Here is a 17,250-nt window from a genome sequence, read left to right on the forward strand (position 1 = left end):
AATGTCATGCTGAAAATTATATAAAGTTACTATCCTTCAAAACCTGGTTCATATTTCGTACCGCATCGGCACTTTTGTTAAATTCGGCTTGCTCGGTTTCGGTTAGTTTAAAATTAACAATTTTTTCCCAGCCGCTTTTGCCCAATACCACGGGTACTACCAGCGAAATATCTGTTTGGCCATATTCGCCATCTAAGGCTACTCCGCACGAAATCAGTTTCTTTTCGTCCCTAACAATGCTTTCAACCATAGCTGCGGTACCTGCACCAGGCGCATACCATGCCGATGTGCCTATCAGTTTGGTTAGTGTTGCACCGCCAACCATGGTTGCGGCAACTATTTTATCCTGTTGTTCTTTACTTAGCAATTGCGTTACCGGGATGCTGTTCCAGGTGGCGTGCGCAATCAGCGGAATCATGGTGGTATCGCCGTGGCCGCCAATTACAACGGCGTTTAAATCGGCAGGTGAGCAGCCCAGTTCCTGGCTTAGGTAATATTTAAAGCGTGCCGAATCTAAAGCACCGCCCATCCCTAAAATGCGGTTTTTAGGCAAGCCCGAAGTTTTAAGCGTTAAGTAATTCATGGTATCCATAGGGTTGGATACTACAATGATGATGGTGTTTGGCGAGTGTTTTAAAACGTTTTCGGTAACGCTTTTTACAATACCTGCATTGGTGCCAATCAGTTCTTCGCGGGTCATTCCCGGTTTACGGGGCAGGCCGGATGTGATGATAACCACTTCCGAATCGGCAGTGGCAGCATAATCATTGGTAACACCGGTTATCTTGGTATCAAAACCAAGGTAAGCAGCGGTTTGCATCATATCAATGGCCTTACCTTCGGCAAAACCCTCGCGGATGTCTAACAATATCAGTTCTTCGGCTAATTCACGGCGGGCAATATTATCGGCACAGGTAGCACCTACGGCGCCTGCTCCAATTACGGTTATCTTCATGTTTGGTTATAATTTATTGGTTGATATTTACTGTTCCGAAGATAATAATTTAGTTATTCAGTTAGTAAGTTATTGTGTTAATAGTTAGTACTAAAAAATTGCAAACGTAGCCTTAATATTAACGCCCTCTTCCGGTAATCTGTTAACTCCATCAACCCATAACTAAGCTCAAAACGGGTAACCGATAGCTAAATTAAAAACCAGGTTATTGCTTCGCCAGCCGCCATCGGCAAAATTAATTTGGTTAATTACCCAGCGCTGTCCATCTGGCAACCATGGCTTACGTAGGGGGAAACCCAAATCGGTGCGCAGCACCAGTACCGTTAAATCAAAACGCAGGCCCAGGCCGGCATCAACAGCCATATCGTTTAAAAACTTGCGGGTAAACGCACCACCCGGTTGTGAGCCATTTGAGTTTAACAGCCATACGTTACCGGCATCTAAAAATATAACGCCATATACTATGCTAAACAGTTTAGGACGGTATTCAGTAGTGGCCTCTATCTTAATATCGCCCGATTCATCGGGAATAAAGCCCGAGCCGTTGGTGATAGTTGCATCCGGAAAGTAACTGCCGGGGCCTACGCTGCGCGCCCTAAAGCCGCGTAAGCTATTGGCACCACCAATAAAAAACTGCTGGCTGTAAGGCATTATGGTGGAGTTGCCGTAAGGTAAACCTACACCAACAATTATACGGTTGGCAAACTTGGTGTTGGCATTGAGCTTATGGTAAAAGCGAAACTCGTTCTCTACTTTTACATATTGGCTGTAATTGGTGCCAAATATACTTTTGGCTTTACCTCTCAAGGTATCGGCACCACTTACCAACCCTAATATATTGCCCGATAGTCCAATTTTACTATTGTAGTAATAAGTGTTTTGTTTGTAATCTTCGGTGGTATTGGTGTAAGTATAGCTATAGCTTGGGCCAAAAGTAAGCTGGTTATCAATTACGTGTTTTAACGATGGGTTTCGGGTATGGATAATGCTATCCTGGTATTCTTTGGTAATATCGGCAGCATTGGTATAAGTAAAGCCAAACAAGTTAAGCTCATGGCTAATATGCACATCTTGTTTCCATAAATACGCCCACGATGCACTAAACGAGTTTAGCGTATACAATTTTAGCCTTCGGGTTAAATCGTATTCCAATTGTAGCCGGGTGCGCGGTAAATAACCATTGTTGGTATTGATGTTTAAAGGCGAAATAAACCGGGGCCAGGTTAAACTGGTTTGTATACCGGTTTGATACACGTTGTAACCATTATTTTGCCCGCCAAATTGTACATCGGTACTTCCCATTAAGGTTACGGTGAGTAGCTCTGCACCTTTAAAGGCGTTGCGGTTGCGCCAACTAACATTTACCTGCGTGCCGTTATAATTGGCCGATGTGGTACGGAGTAGCGTTTCAAACCGCAGCGATTTTTTAGGATAAGGAGTGAGATAATAAAAGGCATCCAGCTTTAAGGTATCTTTAGGCGAAATATCAAACCGGTTTTTAACATATTTATACGGACCGATGTCGATAAAACGACTGAGTGCCTGGTTGTGGTGCGTGCGGTTATAAGGCTCGTTAGGGTGCAGTGCTATTACATTTTGAAACACATAGGGATGAATGGTGTTTTTAGGGTCGATCACGTAATAATCGTTATAATGGATGGCCGAATCGAGCTTGGCAGCCGTGTCTTTTAACGAATATCTTGGGTAGATATACGTTTTATTCATGGTATAAATATCCCATGCTTTGTCGGGCGTTTCTTGTTTCACTATTTCATATAAATTTACCTGGTAGGGGCCCGCATTGGTGCTATCAACCTGTATTAATATATCCTCCGGCGAAAAGTAGTAAAAGCCTTCTTCTTTAAGGCGCGCATCTATCCTCAGGCGTTCGTTTTTTATCACATCAAAGTTGTATTTATCGCCCACCCTTAATAACGATTTTTTTGATATTCCGGCAACGGCAGTATCTAAACTGTCGCTATCGGTTGGGAAGGTAATGCTCTTTATTTTAAATGGCGGGCCGGTTACGGTATTATAAACCGCTTTGGCGGTTTTGTTTTTGATAACGCTATCGGGCGTAATCATAGCATGAAAGTAACCCTCGTTTTGCAAACGGCTTTGTAATATGGTGGCGTTATTATCCACATCAACCGTGCTCCATAAAACGGGCGGCTCTCCCCACTTGTTAATAAAGCGCGAAATAAAATTCTTTTTGCCTTTACTGATGTTGTACAGGTACAGCTTAACCCGCAAACCTAAAATGGAGGCGTTGGGCTTGGGCCGCGTTAAATCAGACAGTTCGCTTACAACTGCTTTAGCATCTTTTTTGCTGATGTTTTTATCGGTTACCTTAACGGTTGCACCCAGATATAACTTTTGGTTATTGGGCAAATACTTGGTGTTACTGCAAGCGTTTAAAATAAAGGCCAGCAAAAGTATATAGGGTAAGTGCCTTTTCATGTTACTTGGTTGCTGTTTGTGGTTGCTTATCATCCTGCGCTTTTTGTTCTTTGGCTTTATCTTGCTCTTTTTGCTTTTTATCCTGTTGCTTATTATCTTTTATCATTTGTTTTTCTTCTTTGGTTTTGCGCCTGAAAATTTGGCTAAAGCGGTTATAGTCTACCGTGAGCGAAAAACCTACGCCTGTTTCAACAACCTGGCCCTGCACAACAATGTACTGGTCTTTACGGTAAGCGCGTATCATGTAGCGGCCATCTTTACTTAGTTTGTATCCTACCGAAATATCGCCCGCAATGTTGGTTGCTTTTTCGTTAGCCTGCTGGCCCTCCAGGTTAAAGTTATTGCCTACGCTAACGGTTAGCCTGTCGTTTAAAAACTGTTTGGATAGGCCAACATTCAAATCGGTTCTGTTTTGGGCTGTTCCCGATGAATAATCTGTACCCGATTGCAGCGCGAAGTTTAAATTAACGCCCTCAATTAAATTACCCGCCAACTGGTTCAACTGGTCGGAGAGGAGCGAGCTCACGCTTGACCGTACCTGGCCCTCTATTCCTTCTCCGCCGGCCTGGCTTTGTAATGGGTTATCGCCAATAAAGTGGTTAAGCAATAACACTGCAAATACCTGTTTGTTAAGCTCGTTAGGGTCTTGCCTTAGCTGGTCCAGCTTATTGTTTACGGTAGATAGTACATCGGCAGATACATTGTAATTGGTATTTGCAGGCAGCACAATGCCAAATGTAATATCGGGTTTCAGCAATTCGCCTTTGAGCGTTAGCTGCACATTAAAGGGCAGCTTTTGCTTGTACATGGTGCGCTGGCTTTCGTCGGTTAATTGGTTATCAACCAAATCTATAGGTGCTACATTGGCTATGTAAATAGCAGTCAAATCTAAAGTTGCACTTGTTGGGTCGCCTTGCCAGGTTATGGTGCTGCCTTGCTTAAAGGTAAATTTACGGTTAATGGTTAGGTACGACAGATCGTACGAGCCTTCATTTACAGTAAACGTTCCTGTTAAGCTGGTTTTACCGCTCGGGTCTATACCTAAGGCTAATTGTGTATCTCCTTTAATATGTACCACATCGCCGTTGGCTTCGTCAACAACTATGGTAAAATCGGCGTTTTTATCAACGGTGATGTTCATAGCCACGTCAAGCCCGGTAAGGCTCGATCGTTTTAGCGAATCCAATTTTCCTTTAAATACCGAATCGGCAATTATTTTCTTTTTATCTACAAATTCAACCACGCCTTTACGCTCTTCAACTCCTGGGTCGCTTTGCGGTAGTACTACCGTAAGCTTGGTTTTGTCGTTAATTTTAAGGGTTCCGTCAACAATAGGCTTATTCATATCGCCACGTACTTTAATGCGGCTATTAATGTAAACCTGGCCGTAATAAAGTTTATTATCGGCTTGTGTGGCGTTAAATACCCTAAAGTTATCAGCCGTTATATCGAGCCCAAATTTATAGTCTTTATAGGTCTTTGTGTAAATAGTACCCGCAATAATGGCCTTGTTTCCAGCCGAATCAACCAAAGTAAAATCGCGGAACAAAATGCCATCGTCGTTAAAAGTGATGGTTTCTTTAGGCAGTTTGTAGTACGAATTAATCATCGAAACATTAAAAGCCGCATTATCAAAGTTAATGTCGCCGCGCACGGCTGGGGCATCGGTAGTACCGGTTATTTTTAACTTGCCGTTTATAGCACCGCTGGCCTGTTTCATGTTACCAAAAGTGAACCCCTCGACGCTTTTAAGGTTAAGGTTAGCAATATTGAGGTTCATATCGAAACTGCTTTTATCGGTATAGTAATAACCATCTAAATTAACCTGGTTGCCCTTGCCCGTAATGGCTACGTTGGCGGCAAATGCATTGGCTGTTTGGTTATTTACCTTGAGCGCAACATTGCCCAGGGTATCGCTCTTAAAGTTGAAATCGGTAATGTTGATATCGGAGGTAAAGGTTGCCGATTTATTGAGATTGGTTACATTGGCCGTGCCATTAATTACGCCACCCACCAGTAACGAACTCTGATCGGCAAGTTTGGTAATGGTTTCTATTTTAAAATTCTTAAAATCAACATTTAGCGGCCCGTTGTATTGCTGCGGCGATGTGTTTACGCTTAATATTTGGTTGGCGTTGCTAATGGTGAAATTATTAGCCATAATGCCCTTGTTTCCAAATTGCAGTGCATTACTGGCATTAACCGCCCATTGCGTATAATCAAGCAGTAAGCCATTCTGCAAAAAGCTGAACGAAAATTCGCCATCGGTAGTGCTTAGTACCCCTGCTATGCGGTAACGTTCTTTTTTGCCGGCATCGCGTATTTGCAAACTCGTAGTAAGCTTGTTGTTTTGAGCGTTGCCGGTAATGCTTGCAAACAGCAGGTTAACCTGCGAAGCTTTGATCTGATCGGCAGTTAAGCTGTAATTAAGTGCATTATTGGTATTAATATTAAATTTAAGATTATTGATGGAGTTGGTACCATATACCACCCTGGGCGCCGAAGCATCAACCACCAGTTTGCCTGCCTGGCTATCAAAACTGCCTTTTATAATTACCGGGTCAAGTTGTTTTAAATCGGGCACAAATTGTTTAAACAGTGGGGTTTTTACCAGCTTGGCCTCAAAAGTAAATTGCTGTGCCGAATATTTTACTTTTACCGTTTTAGCATTTGCCGGGGACGTGTTAAAATATTTGTTAACCACATCCTGCAAGGCAGGCGCAATTTCGGTTAATTTATATTTACCGGCCAGGTGTGCAGTAAGCATATCGGTTTTTAAGCGCATGGTACTGCTATCGGCATTAGCAGTTGCTATTACCAGTACCGAATCCATGCGAATTAACTGGCCTTTGTTTACCAATTGAATATTGGTTAATTTAATATCCCCATTCAAATAATCCGGATCGGCGGTAGCTATATTGGCAATCAGCTTTCCGTGAAAACGCATATCATCTTTAGCAAAATGCAGCTTTTGCAGATTGATGCTGTCTACATTAAGCGTCATGTTAATTGACGGATATTTTTTAGTCACGTTTGCCTTGGCATTGAGTGCAAAGCTGATGTTAGGGTCTTTCATGCGGGCAACTGTGGTGATGATACCGCGATTAGCTTTACCGCTCATTACCAAATTTTGATAACGATAACCCCGTATATCGGCACTTACCACATCGGCACTAAATTGGGCTACGGCAGTTTTTAAATTTGTACCCGATCCCTTCACCTTAGCCGTTAAGGTTATATTTCCTACATTTTTTTCTTGTTTAAGCAATCTGCCGGCATTTAAATTGTCGGCCTTTAAATCGGCGGTGTAACTCATGCCGCCTTTGCTGGTATTTAGCCCGGCAATTGCCGTAAGGTTTCCATCGCTGGTGTGCAGATTAAGATTGGTGGTGAAATTTTTAATTCCACCTTTAAAAGTGCCCTTGACGTTGATAGTTGCCGGAACCCGGAAGCTTGACGGAATGCTGCCTGCCGGGGCAAGTTTATTAATGTCGGCAGCGCTGGTAGTAAAATCATTTATTTTTACATCAAAATAAACTATGTTCATATTAGGCAAGCCTTTTAAAGTAGCCGATGCTTTGATGTGGGTATTGCTCAGGCCGGTTATTTCGAGGGTAGGAATATCTAAATTATTAACCTGCCCGTTTACTTTACCATTAATTTTGAAAGCCGCATTGGGCGAACTTTTAAAGGGTTCCATGGTAGCCATAGTTGGCATCAGTATCAAAACATCGCGCAGGCCCAGTTTGCTGCCGTTTAGGTTGGCATGTACCCGTAGTTCGCCCAGGTTTTTGGTCATATCTGCTTGCGATTTGTAAGCTATCTGTACCTGGTCCTGCAATACGGTGTAAGGTGTTTGCAAATACAAATCGTTCAGGTACGATTGCTTTTCGCCGTATAAAAACGTGGTATGAAATTTTTCAACCTTTAAGCCGCTTTTGTCGCTAAAAGTAAAAGCATTTATTCTTCCGGCTATTTTGGTTGCATCGTAACTAATATCCTGAGCGTCGGCGTTTAGGTTATGAATATCCATATGCCCAAAATCCAAACCTTTAGGCATAGCTTTTTGCGCTTCGTTATCAAATTTAATATTATCGTTAACCAAGCTCATTTTGTTTAAAACCAACGACCAGCTTTTGCCGCTTTGCGCAGAAGCCATTAAGGTATCGGCTTTTTTTATTGCCTTAACCACAGCTTTTTGAACGTTTTGGGGCTTTAGCAACGATAACATACCATTGGTGTTTTCCAACTGAATGTTTTTAACAACCACATTTTGGTTTTTAAGGTCTATCTTATCCATTTCAACCAAAAGCCTGCCCAGGTTAACTTTGGTTTTAGTATCGCCGCCCTGGTACGCCACGTTTATTTTTGAAAAATCGATAGTGCCTAAATTTAAAGTAAGGTTTAGGGGTTTGGTTGCAGTATCGGGCGCGGCAGCTACCTGCGGTCCGGCAGGTGCCTGAATGATATTGGCATCAAATCCCGATAAGGTAATTTTCGGGATGTTAAACTTCATCTTATCAAGGTCAAAATCCTTAATGCGGGTATCAAAATGCCCCAGCAAAAACGCCACGTTGTTACCGCTAATGGCATCTTTATATTTGATGTTAATTTTATCGAGTATAACCTTATCAAGCGAAAACTTGAGCGTTGAGGTGGTATCAGCGGGTTTGGGTTCTTCTTTTTGCCCGCTCATAAAGGCCTTCATTATATAACTGTAATTATAAAGGCTATCGGGTGTGCGGGTTATGTTGGCTGTAATGCCTTCTAAGTTAATCTCGTCAACCACTACTTTTTTGTGTAGCAGTTGCAGCATGGCAATATCAACCTTTAGTTTATCTCCGGCTAAGAGGGTATCGCCCTTTTGGTCGGCAAAATAAACACCCTGCAAAACTATCATTTTAGGAAAGTCGATGCTTAGGCGGTCAATTTTAACTTTCGTTTTTATTTTACCCTGTAAAAAATTTACCGCTTTATCTTTGGCATAATTTTGCACAGCGGGTACCTGTATCAAAACCAGCACCAGTACTACAAGGAAAATAACTACTCCTATAATCCACAGAAGCGTTTTGAGGGCTAAGCGTCCGAATTTTTCCAATTTTGTATAATTTTTCTATAGTTGATGCTTTATGTTAGATATTCCGGATCCGTCTGTAAAAGTAATGCTTCGAATTTCTGCGCTGAATATCAGTTTACTACCATTTAAGGCCGCAAGCTAAGTTTTCAACAACACTTTGGGAAAGTTGTTTTAAGCAAAATGTGTGTTTTGTACTTTAAAGCATACATTTTTATTAATATGAGAAATTTCAATTTAATTGCGCAAAAAAAAGCACCGTATTGATAAGCAAAAAAAGAGGATATATAAATAGCCTGAGTTTCATTTCGCTTGCATAAAGATATACCGTATTTTTCAACAACATTGTCTTTAGCAGGGGTTTTTTGGTAAATTTGTTATCCGCTTAGGATATTAGTGAATCAGATTTTTTTACCATGCCCGATTTTTCGCATTTACACGTACATACTCAGTTTTCGTTATTGGATGGTGCCGCCGATATAGGTAAACTCTATAAAAAAGCCGCCGCCGATGGCATGAAAGCCTTGGCCATTACCGACCACGGCAATATGTTTGGCGTGTTTAAGTTTGTGGCCGAGGCCGGTAAGCATAATGTTAAACCCATAGTTGGCTGCGAGTTTTATGTGGTTGACGACAGGCATAAAAAACAATTTACCAAAGAAAAAAGAGACGTGCGCCGCCACCAGCTCTTTTTGGCAAAAAACGCCGAAGGTTATAAAAACCTCATCAAGCTATGTTCACTGGGTTACATGGAGGGTTTGTACAGTAAATGGCCGCGTATTGATAAAGAACTGATACTGCAATACCATAAGGGGCTCATAGCTACCACCTGTTGTATTGGTGCATCGGTGCCGCAAACTATTTTAAAGGGTACCGAAGAGGAGGCCGAAAACGAATTTAAGTGGTGGCTTGATATTTTTGGTGAAGATTATTACATCGAGCTACAGCGGCACGAGATAATGGAACAGGGCATCATCAACGAAACATTAACCAAATATGCTAAAAAGTATAATGTTAAGATGATCTGCTCTAACGATTCGCACTATGTGGATCAGCAGGATAGTAATGCGCACGATATTTTACTTTGCGTAAATACCGGCGATATGCAAAGCACGCCTATAGCAACCGACGAAGAAGGTGGCAAGGGCTATCGCTTCGGTTTCCCTAACGACCAGTTTTATTTTAAAACGCAGGCCGAAATGGGTAAACTGTTTCATGACCTGCCCGAATCGTTAGATAATACCAACGAAATAGTTGATAAGGTGGATGTGTTGAAGTTGAAGCGCGATATTATGCTGCCCAATTTCCCGATACCGCCCGAGTTTAAAATACACAACGGCCCCGAAAGCGATGTACTAAACCAATGGGAATACTTAAAGCACTTAACCTATACCGGTGCAAAGGAACGCTACGGAGATATATCCCTCAAAAACCAGGAGCGGATAGATTTTGAGCTTTTTACCATCCGTACAATGGGTTTTGCTGGCTACTTTTTAATTGTGGCCGATTTTATAAGGCATGGGCGCGATATTGGCGTGTTTATTGGCCCTGGCCGTGGTTCGGCGGCGGGTTCGGTGGTGGCTTATTGTACGGGCATTACCAATATTGACCCGATGAAGTATAACCTGCTTTTCGAAAGGTTTTTAAATCCGGATCGTAAATCAATGCCCGATATTGATACCGATTTTGATGATGAGGGTCGCCAAAAGGTGATTGATTATGTGGTTGATAAATACGGCAAAAACCAGGTAGCACAAATTATCACCTATGGCTCAATGGCTGCCCGCACCAGTATACAGGATGTAGGCCGGGTGCTGGATATGCCGCTATCCGAAGTGAACGCCATGAAAAAGCTGGTGCCCGATACCCTGGGCATTACCTTAAAAGATGCCATAGAGCAGGTGCCCGAGTTAAAAGCCATATTAGCCGGCAACGACTTGCGCGCCCAGGTACTAAAGGCCGCCGAAAAACTGGAAGGCTCGGTACGTAACACGGGTGTACACGCCGCCGGCGTTATTATTGCGCCCGACGATTTAACCAACATTGTACCCGTTGCCGTTGCCAAAGACTCGGATTTGCTGGTTACCCAATATGATGGCCGCGTAATTGAAGATGCCGGGGTTATTAAAATGGACTTTTTGGGGCTTAAAACTTTAACCATTATTAAAGGTGCGTTAAAGATGATTAAGCAAAACCACGGCGTTGAAATTGATATTGATTATATAGCGCTTGACGATGCTAAAACTTACGAGCTTTACCAACGCGGCGATACCAACGGTACCTTCCAGTTTGAAAGTGATGGTATGCAAATGTACCTGCGCGACCTGAAACCCGATAAGTTTGAGGATTTAATTGCCATGAACGCACTTTACCGCCCTGGGCCGATAGAGTACATTCCAAACTTTATTAAGCGTAAGCATGGGTTGGAGCCCATTACTTATGATTTGGATGATATGGAAGAATACCTGGCCGAAACCTATGGTATTACCGTGTACCAGGAGCAGGTGATGCTTTTATCGCAAAAGCTGGCAGGCTTTAGTAAAGGTGATGCCGACGTTTTGCGGAAGGCGATGGGTAAAAAGCAAATTGAGATTTTAAATAAAATGGAAGCTCAGTTTGTTAGCGGCGCCACCGAAAAAGGCCACCCCAAAGATAAACTGACCAAAATTTGGAACGACTGGAAAGCCTTTGCACAATATGCCTTCAATAAATCGCACTCTACGTGTTATGCGCTGGTGGCTTATCAAACGGCTTACCTAAAGGCGCATTACCCTGCCGAATACATGGCCGCGGTATTGAACAACCAGAACAACATGGAGAAAATATCTTTCTTTATGGAAGAGTGCCGCCGCATGGGTACGCTAGTTTTGGGGCCGGATGTAAACGAATCATCAGTATTGTTTACGGCAGTTGGCAGCGGCAACATCCGTTTTGGCTTATCCGGAATTAAGGGTGTTGGCGATAAAGCCGTGGAAAGTATTATTGACGAACGGATAAGTAATGGCCCTTTTAAATCTATCTACGATTTTGCCCAGCGCTCCACAGTAAAGGCTGTTAACCGCAAATCGTACGAAAATTTGGTTTATAGCGGCGCCTTTGATAGTTTTAACTTAAAACGTGCTCAGTTTTTCGCTAAAACCGAAAATGGTGTTTTGAGCGGTATTGAGCGTTTAACAAAATATGCCAATGACTATCAAAACACGCAAAGCAGTTCGCAGTCAAACTTATTTGGCGGGTCGGTGGCATCCTATATTCCTGAGCCAACCATGCCCGATGCCGAGGAATTTCCGCTGATTGAAAAACTGAAATACGAGAAAGAGGTTATCGGTATTTACCTTACCGGGCACCCACTTGATAATTATAAGGTAGAGCTGGAACGCTTTTGCAAACACACCGTTGCCGATTTAAAGTTGCTGCAAAGGATGAAAAACAAAGAAGGCGGCGAGGAAACCGAAATAGCTTTTAACAACCTGCGCCGCACGTCGTCCGAATTAAGTATTGGCGGCATCATGACAAAGGTTCAGCATAAAACTACCAAAACAGGTAAACCATTTGGCACCTTTGTTTTGGAAGATTACCTGGACTCTTACGAATTTGCCCTTTTTGGCGATGAATATATCAAATTCAGAAACTTGCTGATGGAAGATTGCTTTATCCACGTTAAGGGTAACATTATCGAGAAGTTTCGCCAGGAGGGCAATTGGGATTTAAACATAACCCAAATGAGCCTGTTGAGCGAAATGCGCGATAAGTTTACCAAAAGTTTAACTGTAATACTTAACCTTAACGACCTGAACAGCGATATGCTAAACAACCTGCAAGAAATGGTAACAGCAAACAACCAAAAATATCCGGTTAAAAATTGTACCCTGCGGTTTAAGATAAAAGATGCCGACGAATCTATCCTGGTTGATATGCCTTCCAAAACATTTAAAGTTAACCCCAGCGACGATTTGCTGGAAGAAATTAAGATGCTGACTAAAGCTATGCCGGTTTTGGCTTAAAGCAATGTTTAACGGCCGATTGTTTGTATTGCCCATACCCAAGGCAATCCCGCTCGTTTAAGCATTTCTCTAAATTCCTTGATACTTATTCACAATAAATCCATTTATAATCAATTGATTATGAGTGGATTTATTGTGAATAGTCATTTTGCGACTTAAATAAATAATCCCAACTTTTTAATTAGTACCGATAGTGTAATTGCGCATAGGTTGAAATTTATTAACTATTATTTAAATTAACTGTGTGCCATTAATATGCATCCTCTGTGCCTTAATGGTGTTAATTTTTTTATAAATACCATAAATAACTAATTAATTATATATTTAACACACTAAATATTATTTATGCTATTGATAATTTTATATGAGATAGCGGCATACCTCATTCCGCTTTTGTTAATCTCTTACGGTGTTTTTATAATTTCGGTAATGCCCGCTCCCCGGTCAAAGGGGCTTATTGTAAAAATGGTGTTATGTATTGTGGCGGGCTTGCTTGTTATACACGGCACATTTTGGGCAAGTGCAATACAAACATACGGTAAGAGAGAGCGTAGGCACCAATATAACGGCGTTTATATTGGCCTTAAACCTAAAGATACCGTAATACTTTTTGAAGACTCCATTTACATTGCACATTACTTACCGAAAGATACCACTAAGGTGGCTTCTACCTATGCCATGTCGCAGGATAGCATTACCATGTTTACTAAAGATTGGAGCAAGGCCGGTTACCGGGAAAATGTGATGCATTATTTTAAACACGTGCCTTTTGATTCAAAGATGTCGGGAGAAATTAAAGTCGCATCTTTCGAAACTCCTGTAAAAGATCAGTTATCGGATGATAAACATCCTGAGGCGTATTATCATTTAGCACTTAATGGCGATACTTTGATACTTAACTCGGGTAACAACAAAAAAGTGTTTTTTAAATACATCAAAATGCCTATTCAGCAACATGAACAGCCAGCAGCAACAAAATAATTACCAAAAGCAGCAGCAAATAGCCACTGATAACCAGCAGGCCCAGGGCCCTACCTTGTGCCGTAACTGCGGCCATAAAACCCTTCCCGGGGCCGATATTTGCGAAAATTGTGGTACATGGTTGTTAGAGGGGCATTGCTGTTTTTGCTATACTGCGGTAAAACCAGGGCAAAAATTTTGCGGAACCTGCGGTAATAATCCCGAAGGCAATATTTGCAAGGCCTGTGGCACCCATTCTATATTTGATTTTTGCCCAAAATGTAAACAGCCCGTTTCGCGCGATTCGGCAAACTACCTGCAACAATTAAACGCTTCGCCCCAGGTTACCGAAATAAAGGCGTTAATGGAGGTACTCAGTAAAAGTATGGAGGCTGCAAGCCCCAAACCTAAGCCACAGGTGCAGGCACCGCCGCAAGATGCTTCGTGGTTAAACCAGCTTCAAAATTACGAGGAGCAGTTTACCGATAATAAGGCTGTTGAGCAAGATAAAACAGCGGTATCAAAGTTTTCTTTTGGTAAGGCTAACATTGATGCAACCGATAAAGTATCTAACCAACAGCCCGTGGCCAATACCCCAACGGCAAGTATTGACGAGCAGCGCGAGGCTTTGCAGAGCAAGATAGCCGCACTGCAAAAACAAGCTTTTGCTGATAACCAGCAAGCACGAAAGTTTTATACCGGCCTTCAAATATCATTGCCCGAATTAAATGTTTTTTACATAAAGCCAACACGTATTGGTTGGAGGTGCAACTTTGCGGGTAACGTTCACGATAATCCGTCGCAATGCGCTTGCCCTCGAGATGGCGGCAGCTGGATCTACAGTGAGGGCAAACAGATAGAGACAATAACTTACCACGATATATAGTAGTTTAAGGAATTTGATATGAGTACACAAAGAATAAGCGACGACAGTGTTATACCTAACCAAAGTAACAGTACCAGCCGCTTGCCGGATCAGTCGGCAGTTGGTGCAACCAGCAGAATTGCGGCAAGCGACATTGTAGAGAGCGGAGGGAATACTTCCGCATCAGCAATCATCGGGTCGTCGGTGCCTGCTCACCTTGCCGAAAATTTGCAGATTAACCTAAACGGCCACGATTTTAAAATTATAAAACACATAACCAGTTCGGGCGAAGCCGAAATTTACCTGCTCCAGGGCAGCAATGCGCAGGTTGTGCTTAAATATTATTTCTCTAACTATAGGCCAAAAGATGAAATAATTACCCGGCTGCACGCCCTAAAAAGGCGCGATATTATGAGCCCGCTTGATTCGGGCGTGTACCAGGATCGCTTTTTTGAGTTGAGCGAATACATGACAGGCGGCACGCTGGATTCGGCTATGCCGCTTACATCCGTAGATACTATCAAAAAATATGCAGCACTTATTGCCGAGGCGTTAAATGCTTGTCACCAAAACGGCATTATTCACCGCGATATAAAACCTGTAAATATTTTTTTCCGTTCGCCCGCGAGGGACGAAATTGCCCTGGGCGATTTCGGTATATCTTCGGCACTACAGGCCGGTGCCGATTACCGCTTTACCAACAGCGTAAACAGAACAACGGCCTATGCCGCCCCCGAACTATTCACCAACATTAATAACCAAACCACGCTTGATAAAAAGGTAGATTATTATGCCCTTGGCATTAGTTTCCTGGAGCTTTGGCTGGGGCATGATCCGTTTAAGGATATGGCCGAATTTATGGTGATGCGTATCAAGATTGAGGGTAGGGTAAGTATCCCTACAAGTATCGATCATGATGTGCAAAACCTGATTAAGGGACTGATTACAACCGAGCCGCCTAAAAGGTGGGGTTACGAGGAAATACAAAAATGGATGCGCGGCGAATTTGTGCAGGTACACGAAACCGGCAGAATGGCGTCGTTTCAGCCTTATGAATGGGACGACCTTAACAACGTAGTTGTTGATGACCCTAAAGAATTAGCCCGCCTGATGGAGGGCGACAGAAAAAGGGCAGTTAGGCAGTTATATTCCAGGGCTATACCCGATTGGGTAAAAGCATCGTCGCAGGATATGTATAGCGATTTGCTGTATGTTGTTGAAAATGAGTTTCCTAATAACACGCCCGAGAATGCCGAATTGGGAGTAACCAAGGCAATTTACATTTTAGATAAAGAGCGGTCATTTAAAGGGTACGACGGTACAGTATGTAATAGCGTTGCCGAAATAGCCCGGCACATTGAAGCCAACGCAGCGCATTATCGTGATGATTTGAAGCAAGCCCATGCCAATTTATACCTATTTTTAGAGACCCGCGGTTTTGACGACAGGATAAAAAAGTATCAGAAATATTATGCGCAATTTGAACCGGAAAAGGCTCTAAACTTAATAGTGCTCGACCTTGACGACAATAACCTGGTGATGCACAAAAAGCAGTATGATAACATACAGGACCTGATGAATGCCGACCTGGGAATTGTAACCACCTTAGCATCAAAAGTAGCCAATAAAGATTCTAAGGTTTCTTTATGGCTCGACATGACCTATAATAATATGGCCGGTGCTATTAGCACCTGGAGAGCAGATACAGATCATCGCAATTTAGAAACCTTGCGTTACACGCTACAGGTATCCGGCTTTAAGCTCGATGATAAAGAAGTAACAGACGTTGCAGGATTTTCAAATTTATTACAAGCTAATTTATCGCGGTTTGCTACTTCGGATGATAGCGCTCAAAATATAAGTAATGCCGATTACTGGCTTACACATTACAAAAACAGTTCGCTTAAATCGGTTTTTGCCACACTTTTATTTAGCGGGAATGTTAACGAGGCCGATTTTTTAGCAATTTATACTAGGGTTATTAATATGGCGCCGATAGACCCCTATCCGCTTGCTATACAAATGGCCGGTTTTAGAAAGCTTAACTTTCACAATGGTAATGCTAGCCTCCAAAATTTTTCGGATGTTACTTCCCAGGCATTTGTAAGTTTCCTGGTTAGCCAAAAATCGGTTGCGGTGTATGCCTTAGATAACCTGGAGAAAACGGTGAAAACCCTGCAACAAATTAAACAGGCAGATGAAGCACTTGCCGTTGCCATACTTAAACAACTTGACCATAAAATAGCGGCTGATATTTTGGCCGATTTGAAAAACATCCAAAATAACTCCGATAGCTTTAACGCCTATTGCGCCCGCTTGAAAGATTTTTCGGCTCAACTGGTAACACCAATTTTTGCAAGTTTGCCGGCCATTACAGCCATTGATGCAAAACTTAAACAAGTTGAAACTAAAAAGCAAGAAATTGAAACAAAGTATAACGCCCAGCGAGTAAAAGACCAAAAAGATATTATTGATACATTTAAAAAATTTGAAGATACACAGGTAGAAGCCCAGATAGATTTTTACAAGAAGTTTGACGATTTCTTATTTATCTTCTTCGTAACATCGTCTTTAATTCTATTTTATCTAATTATCCTTTTTAATTTGATACTGTTTAACAACTCCGAAGTTTTTAGTTCCATTCTTCTCGGTTTCGAAATTGCCGTTGTAATTGCAATGTTTATGATGATATTCAGTAGCGTGTTTAAGACTGGTAGGGTAAGAAAAACGCTCACGACATTGTTACTCCGTCCTGTTTTAAAAGATTCAAATTCTTCCTGGGTGGTTAATGCCAACAATGCCAGGGCGGCGGTAAATAGCCAAAAGGATGTAAAGCTTAAGGATTTGGATAAAAGAACCGATGCGCGCATTAACGATGAATTATTTAATGAGAGCGTCCCTATCATGTTAGCGGCACCAGCCAGGGCATAAG

General features: G+C 42.2%; 7 protein-coding genes. 4 read left to right on the forward strand and 3 right to left on the reverse strand.

Translation table 11 applies throughout. From position 1 onward, the window contains the following. Nucleotides 1-16: 16 nt before the first annotated feature. The 3 genes from mdh to BDD43_RS12100 form a co-directional block, all read right to left on the reverse strand. Nucleotides 17-955 (reverse strand): malate dehydrogenase, encoded by a 939-nt coding sequence (gene mdh / locus BDD43_RS12090; RefSeq protein WP_121197914.1) that lies wholly within the window; start codon nucleotides 953-955, stop codon nucleotides 17-19. Nucleotides 956-1,123: 168 nt separating this feature from the next. Further along, nucleotides 1,124-3,415 (reverse strand): translocation and assembly module lipoprotein TamL, encoded by a 2,292-nt coding sequence (gene tamL / locus BDD43_RS12095; RefSeq protein WP_121201969.1) that lies wholly within the window; start codon nucleotides 3,413-3,415, stop codon nucleotides 1,124-1,126. 1 nt (nucleotide 3,416) lies between these two features. Then, nucleotides 3,417-8,513 (reverse strand): translocation/assembly module TamB domain-containing protein, encoded by a 5,097-nt coding sequence (locus tag BDD43_RS12100; protein ID WP_121197915.1) that lies wholly within the window; start codon nucleotides 8,511-8,513, stop codon nucleotides 3,417-3,419. 392 nt (nucleotides 8,514-8,905) lie between these two features. Here BDD43_RS12100 and dnaE point away from each other — a divergent pair, with 392 nt between their 5' ends. From dnaE to BDD43_RS12120, 4 genes are all read left to right on the forward strand, one after another. Beyond that, nucleotides 8,906-12,493 carry a DNA polymerase III subunit alpha gene (gene dnaE / locus BDD43_RS12105; RefSeq protein WP_121197916.1) on the forward strand — a complete coding sequence of 1,196 codons (3,588 nt, stop codon included), beginning with the start codon at nucleotides 8,906-8,908 and terminating at the stop codon, nucleotides 12,491-12,493. 345 nt (nucleotides 12,494-12,838) lie between these two features. Beyond that, nucleotides 12,839-13,474 (forward strand): hypothetical protein, encoded by a 636-nt coding sequence (locus BDD43_RS12110; RefSeq protein WP_121197917.1) that lies wholly within the window; start codon nucleotides 12,839-12,841, stop codon nucleotides 13,472-13,474. Then, nucleotides 13,449-14,339 (forward strand): double zinc ribbon domain-containing protein, encoded by an 891-nt coding sequence (locus BDD43_RS12115; protein WP_121197918.1) that lies wholly within the window; start codon nucleotides 13,449-13,451, stop codon nucleotides 14,337-14,339. The genes BDD43_RS12110 and BDD43_RS12115 overlap by 26 nt, the downstream gene beginning before the upstream one ends. A gap of 18 nt (nucleotides 14,340-14,357) precedes the next feature. Continuing rightward, a complete protein-coding gene (locus BDD43_RS12120) occupies nucleotides 14,358-17,249 on the forward strand; it encodes a protein kinase domain-containing protein (protein WP_121197919.1) in 2,892 nt (963 codons plus the stop codon). The last annotated feature ends 1 nt before the right edge of the window (nucleotide 17,250 follow it).

The organism is Mucilaginibacter gracilis (genome assembly GCF_003633615.1).
GTDB lineage: Bacteria > Bacteroidota > Bacteroidia > Sphingobacteriales > Sphingobacteriaceae > Mucilaginibacter > Mucilaginibacter gracilis.